This window comes from Geobacillus sp. DSP4a, assembly GCF_013096875.1.
Classification (GTDB): Bacteria; Bacillota; Bacilli; order Bacillales; family Anoxybacillaceae; genus Geobacillus; species Geobacillus thermophilus.
This window is the reverse complement of sequence record NZ_SDLD01000040.1, coordinates 20,390-27,452: the sequence shown is the minus strand read 5'-3', so window position 1 is coordinate 27,452 and position 7,063 is coordinate 20,390. Positions and strand designations below refer to the sequence as shown.

Annotated in this window: 7 protein-coding genes; 2 read left to right on the top strand and 5 right to left on the bottom strand. The window is 56.0% G+C overall.

From position 1 onward, the window contains the following. The first annotated feature begins 397 nt into the window (after positions 1-397). Together ETC02_RS13380 and ETC02_RS13375 are read left to right on the top strand one after the other, a co-directional pair. Complete coding sequence (locus ETC02_RS13380) at positions 398-856, top strand: CBO0543 family protein (RefSeq protein ID WP_171698341.1); 459 nt, start codon at positions 398-400, stop codon at positions 854-856. A 69-nt stretch (positions 857-925) separates the two neighbouring features. After that, a complete protein-coding gene (locus ETC02_RS13375; protein ID WP_021321796.1) occupies positions 926-1,258 on the top strand; it encodes a hypothetical protein in 333 nt (110 codons plus the stop codon). Between the two features lie 96 nt (positions 1,259-1,354). On the opposite strand, the gene ETC02_RS13370 is transcribed toward ETC02_RS13375, so the two are convergent. The 5 genes from ETC02_RS13370 to ETC02_RS13350 all read right to left on the bottom strand — a co-directional run bounded on the left by ETC02_RS13370 (position 1,355) and on the right by ETC02_RS13350 (position 6,684). Beyond that, positions 1,355-2,326 (bottom strand): sugar phosphate isomerase/epimerase family protein, encoded by a 972-nt coding sequence (locus tag ETC02_RS13370; RefSeq protein ID WP_033017215.1) that lies wholly within the window; start codon positions 2,324-2,326, stop codon positions 1,355-1,357. Positions 2,327-2,429: 103 nt separating this feature from the next. Next, positions 2,430-3,584, bottom strand: coding sequence for a Gfo/Idh/MocA family protein (locus tag ETC02_RS13365; protein ID WP_171698340.1), 1,155 nt, complete (start codon positions 3,582-3,584; stop codon positions 2,430-2,432). Next, positions 3,581-4,330, bottom strand: coding sequence for a ThuA domain-containing protein (locus ETC02_RS13360; RefSeq protein ID WP_011231598.1), 750 nt, complete (start codon positions 4,328-4,330; stop codon positions 3,581-3,583). The genes ETC02_RS13365 and ETC02_RS13360 overlap by 4 nt, the downstream gene beginning before the upstream one ends. 118 nt (positions 4,331-4,448) lie before the next feature. Next, on the bottom strand, positions 4,449-5,528 hold the full coding sequence (locus ETC02_RS13355; RefSeq protein ID WP_171698339.1) for a Gfo/Idh/MocA family protein: 1,080 nt from the start codon (positions 5,526-5,528) through the stop codon (positions 4,449-4,451). Between the two features lie 142 nt (positions 5,529-5,670). Next, the gene (locus ETC02_RS13350) at positions 5,671-6,684 is read right to left on the bottom strand and encodes a LacI family DNA-binding transcriptional regulator (RefSeq protein WP_171698338.1); all 1,014 of its coding nucleotides are present in this window, start codon (positions 6,682-6,684) and stop codon (positions 5,671-5,673) included. Positions 6,685-7,063: the final 379 nt, after the last annotated feature.

The following is a 7,063-nucleotide window of genomic DNA, read 5'->3' as shown; positions in this document are numbered from 1 at the left end:
ATCAAATGGATATTGACCAAGCCATTGCCCGGTTTATGGAATATATAGATCAACAACCGGAAGAGGTGCTTCGACGCTTGGGGTGTGCAGCGTGATGCAAAGGTTAACTTTTCAAGGTGCATTTATAATGGTTTGGTCACCTTTACCATACAGGAAATTTCGCATTTTTTGTACCCTTGATCAGAAAACAACCTGATTGTCAAGTACATTTTGTGGTGAAGAGCCTACTATTTTACAAAATTCCACTTTTTTTCATAGGACAGAACATACATAAGACCATCACTTCTAAGGCCTATTGCGCTGTCGTAAAATGAAAACACGAAAAAATTCACATACTCCCCCCTCCCTCATCCCATACTAAAGAAAAATCGACATCATTCGCATCCAGGAGGCGATCATGGAACAATGGATTCTTTGGCTGCTTGCTGCGCTAGGCATCGGTTTGTTGGGGCTCAGCTTCCGTTTTCTTCCACCAAGGGAAGTATGGCTTTCGTTTTTGCTCAATGCATATGCGGCGAGTTTTTTCGGTTCGATCGTGGCGGGGGCCGGGCTCCTCGAGTATCCGGTCCGTTTTTTTGCTTCTTATGTAAATAACAGCGTCATTTTTGAATATCTTCTCTATCCGGTTGTCAGTGTGTACGTCTATGCCACCTCGCGCCGAGCGCGCTGGCCGGGTGTGGCGGCGCAATGCGCGGGGTATGCGGCGGTGCTGACAGCCCTTGAGGTTGTCTTTGAACGGCATACGGATTTGATCGAATATCATGGTTGGAAGTGGGAATACTCACTCGTTACAATGTTTCTGTTGACGTTGGCCGTTCGGTTGCTCGCAGGGCGAATACTGAGACGAAATGAGTGAGCCAGCATGTCTATTTTTGCCCGTTTGGCGCTATACATATAGTATCATGTCCAAAAGGAGGCAAACGGGATGGTGCTGTTTGACATCAAACACCGCCTGTATTATGAAGCCATCAATTCCGCGCGTCCGAAAATGGCGCCGATCCGCCAAGACCGGGCGTGGGGGTATGTATGGAAGAACGTAAATGGCGAGCGGGTGAAGTTTTGGATCGATTTCCGGCGCGGGCGGTACATGTATTTTGAGTACGGGCGCAAGTGGTACCGGGTCGCGTACTTGCAGGCAAACGGAAAAAAGTCAGGCGATGATGTGTTGGATGGCGCGATGATCGATTTGACGGTGGACGGGCACCGGCTGCTGTTCATGAAAGGGCGCGTTGGCCGCGAGACGGCGCAAGTGGTCTAAAGCAGGTGCGCCTCTTGGCAGGCGTTGGAGGGTCTTTTTCGCGCTTACGCTGAAACGGCGGGCGGCAAGGGATCATTTTCCCTTGCCGCCTTCTTTTTACGCCCACCACATCTCGGGCAGTTCTTCTTTGAACAGCACCTTTTTCAAAAGCGCGACGGCTTTGGACAGCCCTTCATCGATCGAAGCGAGCATGTCTTCATGTTCGATCGACAGCACGTAGTCGTAGCCGACGGCGCGCAGGGCGCTGACGATGTCGCGCCACATTTTTTCGCTTTGCCCGTAGCCGACGGTGCGGAACACCCATGAGCGGTCGAGGATTTGGCTGTAATGTTTCGTGTCGAGCACGCCGTTTTTGCGGATGTTCGCTTCGTCTAGGTACGTGTCTTTCGCATGGACATGGAAAATCGCTTTTTCGCGGCCGAGCAGTTTGATCGCCTCAACCGGGTCGATGCCTTGCCAAAGCAGGTGGCTCGGGTCGAAGTTGGCGCCGATCGCGTCGCCGACATGTTCGCGCAGTTTGAGGAGCGTTTCCGGGTTGTAGACGACAAAGCCCGGATGCATTTCAAAGGCGATTTGCGTGATGCCGTGCTCCTTGGCGAACGCGGCTTCTTCGCGCCAGTACGGAATGACGACTTCTTCCCATTGCCATTTTAAAATTTCCAAGTAATCCGGCGGCCAGGAGCATGTGACCCAGTTCGGGTATTTGGCGCCGGGATGGTCGCCCGGGCAGCCGGAGAAGGCGTTGATGACCGGGACTTCGAGCTGCTCGGCGAGCCTGACCGTTTTCCGCCACGTGTCATGTGACTGTTTCGCGAACGTTTTGTCCGGATGAAGCGGGTTGCCATGGCAGCTTAAGGCGCTGATGACGAGGCCGCGGTCGGCGACAGCTTTTTTCAGCGCTTTGATGTTTTCCGGCTGATCCAACAGCGCGTCGGGATCGCAATGGGCGCTGCCCGGGTAATTGCCGGTGCCAAGCTCAACGGCTTCGATGCCCATGGCGGCGACTTTGTCCAGCATTTCCTCAAACGGCAGCTGTTGATACAAGACGGTGAATACGCCTACTTTCATTTTGTCATTCTCCCCCTTTTGACGGCGCGCAACGGCCGGACGGCCGCCGCGCCGCGCTGTTGTTGCTTCTCGTCGGATGAGCGGATCGAACGAACTCCCACGCTTATTCCGCCACCCGCACCCATTGTTTCGTGCGATAGCTTTCCAAAATGGCGTCGACGATCCTCATCGTATGGTGGCCGTCGGCGATCGTCGCAAACGGCAGTTCCCCGAGCGCCTCGCCGCGTTGTTTCCGGATGATGGCGCCATAAAAATCACGGAACAAATTTTTCAGCCCGTCCGGCCAGCCTTCTTCATGGCCGCCCGGGTAATGGGCGTAAGCGGCGGCTTGCGGCGACAAAAGCGCCGGGTCGCGGACGATTTCTTCGTTCGGGCCGCTGCGGCGCCCGACCCAGAGGCGGTTCGGGTGCTCTTGGTCCCAGGCGAGCGTCATCTCATCGGCCGCGATTTCAAAATAGAGCCGGTTTTTGCGGCCGGCGCTCACTTGGGAAATCGTAAACGCCCCATGGGTGCCGTCGTCAAAATGGACGAGCACGCTGCCGCCGTCTTCGGTGTCAATCTGGACTGGCTCCGCGTCTTGGTTGTGGCCGGATGTAAACGTGCTCCCTTCCTGTTTCGGCTTGTAGCGAACCGGATGGACGGTGCGCAAGTCGGCGAACACTTCGACGATGCGTTTTCCGAGCACGTATTGCACTGTGTCGCACCAGTGCGAACCGATGTCGGCGATGGCGCGCGACGGGCCGTTTTGCGCCGGGTCGAGCCGCCAGTTGTAGTCCGTGTCATACAAGAGCCAGTCTTGCACATAGCCGCCGTACACGAAATGAACGCGCTTCGCCTCACGGGCGAGCCGCTCTTTCGCCTCGACAACGAGCGGGTAGTGGCGGTAGTTGAAGCAGACCGCGCTCAGGCTTTCGCTTTGTGCAGCGAGCCGCTTTAATTCCGCCGACTGTTCGCTGTCCATGGCGAGCGGCTTCTCCGACAACAAATGTTTCCCTGCCTCGAGCGCGGCCTTGTTGATCGGGAAATGGAGGACGTTGCGCGTGCAGTTGTGCACGGCTTCGACGTCCGGGTCGTCAATTAAAGCTCGGTAGTCGCCGTATGCTTTCGGAATCCCGAACCGGCGCGCGGCTTCCTCCGCTTTTTCTTGGCTGCTTGAGGCGATGGCGACGATGTTCACAAACGGCAGGCGTCGGAGCGCCTCAATATGGGAAGAAGCGGAAAAGCCTGTGCCGATAATGCCGACATTGATCGGTTTCACTGCGTCACTCCTCCTTGTTTCGCTTTGATCGGCTCAAGCGGCTTGACATTGCCAAAGACGATTTCCCCGCGGTTGACCGGCGCGGCCCAGCGGACGGCATTGGCGATCACTTTCAGCACATCCGGGTGATGGTACGTCGGATACGTTTCATGGCCAGGGCGGAAGTAGAAAATTTTCCCTTTCCCGCGCGTGAACGTGCAACCGCTGCGGAACACTTCTCCGCCTTCAAACCAGCTGATGAAAATCGTTTCGTCCGGCTCTGGGATGTCGAAAAACTCGCCGTACATTTCTTCCTGCTCAAGCTCGATGTACGGTCCGATTCCTTCCACGATCGGATGGCCCGGGGCGACGACCCAGAGACGCTCTTTTTCATCGGCTTCGCGCCATTTCAAATTGCATGTCGTCCCCATCAGCTTTTTGAAAATTTTCGAGAAATGGCCGGAATGAAGGACAATGAGCCCCATTCCTTCCAGCACGCGGCGGTGGACGCGTTCGACAACCTCATCTTTCACTTCATCATGGGCGATATGCCCCCACCAGACGAGGACGTCGCACCGGTCGAGCACCTCGTCGGTCAAGCCGTGCTCCGGTTCGTCCAAGACAGCGGTCGCGGCGTCAAACCCTGCTTCGGCTAGGTAGTTCGCGATGACGGTATGCATTCCTTCCGGATAAATCGCTCTTACCTGTTCATCTTTCTTTTCATGGCGAAATTCGTTCCAGACGACAACGCGGATGGGTGTAGTCATTCATGGATCCCCCTTGGTTCTTTCGGCCTGCCTGTATGCGGCTAGGCCGAGTGTTTTTTGGAATGTTTCCCCATGTTCGCGACTCGTTGGGACGCCAGTGCGATTCATGGAGCGTTTCTCACCATTCGATGCGAACTTGCCGCCCTTTTTCGGACGATTCGTAAATCGCTTCTAACACTTTGGCGATCGTAAGCCCTTGTTCAGCGGTGCAAAGCGGCGGCGTGTTCTCGGCGATGCTCGTCAAGAAATGGTCAAGGAGCGCCACCCGTTCGCTTTGATCATCAAAATGGAGCGTGACATCGGCCGGAACGCCGTGTTCGTTGCGGAACCATTTCACTTCTTGGCGGTTTCCGGCGATATTCCACTCCCAGCGCACGCCGCCTTCCGTGCCAAGAAACTCGACATATGCCCGCTCTTCTTCAATATGCGACGCCCAGCTCGTCTCAAGCAGCACCGTCGCGTCGTTTTCGAGCTGGATGAACGCCGAGGCGAAATCTTCGACCGTATAGGCGGCATCAGGCGCAAAGGATGTTCCCGGCCATGCCCCTTGGCGGCGCGGGCCGAACTTCGCGTACGTTTTCCCCGTCACCGCGACCGGGTTCGGGTTCCCGAGCAGCCAAAGCGTCACATCGAGCATATGGACGCCCAAATCGATGAGCGGACCGCCGCCGGAGCGTTCGCGGTCAAAAAACCACGCCCCCCATGCGGGAATGCCGCGGCGGCGCACCCAACCCGTTTTCGCGTAATAAATCTCACCGAACGCGCCGGATTGGATTCGCTCATGAAGCCATTGCGCCGCTTGGCGGAAGCGGTTGTTCAACGACACCATAAACTGTTTTCCCGACTCATCACGGGCGCGGATGATGGCGTCCGCCTCTTCCGCTTTCGTCACCATCGGCTTTTCGCAAAGAACGTGTTTTCCGGCCCGCAAACTGTCGACCGACACTTGGGCGTGCAAAAAGTTCGGCACGGTAATGATGACGGCATCGACATCTGGTGAGGCGAGCAGTTCCTTGTAGTCGCGATACACTTCGCGGATGCCGTACGTTTTCGCTTTCTCCGCGGCCGCTTGTTCATTGACGTCGCAAATCGCCTGCAAGACGACGCGCTCGGGCAGGGCGAGCGCCGCCTTGATGTGTTCATTGGAAATCCCTCCGGCTCCGATCAAGCCGAGGCGGATTGGAAGTGTGTTTCCCATGTCCTTTTCCCCCTTGCGCTCATTTGTTTTCTCTGTCCCATATGCTCCACCGATTCGCCGTCCGTTTTCTAAGTGATGTAATCGATTACATCACCATGCTAAAAAAATCCGCCCGTTCCCCCGCACCGAACAGAGAGCGCTGTCAGCCCCTTTGCTCAGAGCGCTCTCCTCCACACGAATCGCGAATGACGAGCCGATCGGGAAGAACAAGCTGACGCCGCCGCGCGCTCGTTCCTTCAATGAGCGCAAGCAGCAATTCCATCGCCTTTTGCCCGATCTCAAACATCGGCTGGGCGATCGTCGTGAGGCTCGGTTCAAAAATCGAGGCCATTTGAATGTCGTCAAATCCGACAACGGCCACATCGTCGGGAACGCGTCCGCCTCGATGGCGAACCGCTTTGATCGCCCCAATCGCCATCTCATCGTTGGCGGCGAAAATCGCTGTCGGCGGCTTCTCAAGAGCGAGCAGCTTCAACGTTAAATTATATCCGGACTCATAGGTAAAATCGCCTTCCTGCACGAGCGCGGCGTCCGCCTCAAGCTCATGCTGCGCCAACGCCTGTTGGTAGCCGCGCAGCCGGTCGCGGCTTAAAATGATGTTCATTGGCCCGGACAGGTGGGCAATGCGGCGATGGCCGAGACGGATCAAGTGTTCTGTCGCCTTGCGGGCGCTGCTGATGTTGTCGATCGAAACGGTCGGGATGTCCGCCCCTTCCAAATACTCGCACGCCAAGACGATCGGAAACTGCCGCGCCATCTCTTCCACCAGCTCTTTGCGGATGCGGGCGGTCAAAAAAATCATCCCGTCGACTTGCCGCTGCGGCAGCAAATTCAAATACTGCTCCTCAAGCCGGACATCGTTTTGCGTATCGCCAAGCAGCACCTGATAGCCGTGCTTGAGGGCGACCGCTTCAATGCCGCGCAGCACCTTCGAGAAAAACGGATTCGTAATATCGGGCACGACGACGAGCACCGTCTCGGTCTCCATCCGCCGCAAATACCGGCCGAGCACGTTCGGCTGGTAGTTCAGCGCTTCAATGGCTTCGAGCACGCGCTGCCTTGTCTCTTCAGTGACGTTGCCCGCGTTGCGCAGCACGCGCGACACGGTGGCCGTCGATACGTTCGCCCGTTTCGCCACGTCTTTTATGCTTGCCATTGGTCGTAGTCCTCTCGCTTATGTAATCGATTACATCACCATCGTATCGGAAAGACAGGGCGGTTGTCAAGCGTTGTTTTTTCGATCCGTCTTAGACATGGTTTGCCCCTTTCTCATATAAAGAAAATGGATTTTTATCATCCCGCACCGGGAAGACCTCCACTTCCACGCATAAGCGTAAGTATGGGATGAATCGATGCCCCCCACCTTCAAGCGCAAGCGTAGGTGGGACAGCGTTCAACACTTCGTCTCTATAAAAGACGTATCACATGATGAATCCAAGCATTGTCCAAGACTAGCGCACCCCCGCTCTTTCGACAAGAACCAAAAGTTCAGGAACATTTGTGGTGCTGGCAGGTCGGTGCTTGGATGACGGGAA

Coding starts and splice junctions, on each gene's coding strand:
- ETC02_RS13360 (WP_011231598.1), bottom strand. CDS start 4,330: ATGACTACACCCATCCGCGTTGTCGTCTGGAACGAATTTCGCCATGAA.
- ETC02_RS13350 (WP_171698338.1), bottom strand. CDS start 6,684: ATGGCAAGCATAAAAGACGTGGCGAAACGGGCGAACGTATCGACGGCC.
- ETC02_RS13370 (WP_033017215.1), bottom strand. CDS start 2,326: ATGAAAGTAGGCGTATTCACCGTCTTGTATCAACAGCTGCCGTTTGAG.
- ETC02_RS13380 (WP_171698341.1), top strand. CDS start 398: ATGGAACAATGGATTCTTTGGCTGCTTGCTGCGCTAGGCATCGGTTTG.
- ETC02_RS13355 (WP_171698339.1), bottom strand. CDS start 5,528: ATGGGAAACACACTTCCAATCCGCCTCGGCTTGATCGGAGCCGGAGGG.
- ETC02_RS13375 (WP_021321796.1), top strand. CDS start 926: ATGGTGCTGTTTGACATCAAACACCGCCTGTATTATGAAGCCATCAAT.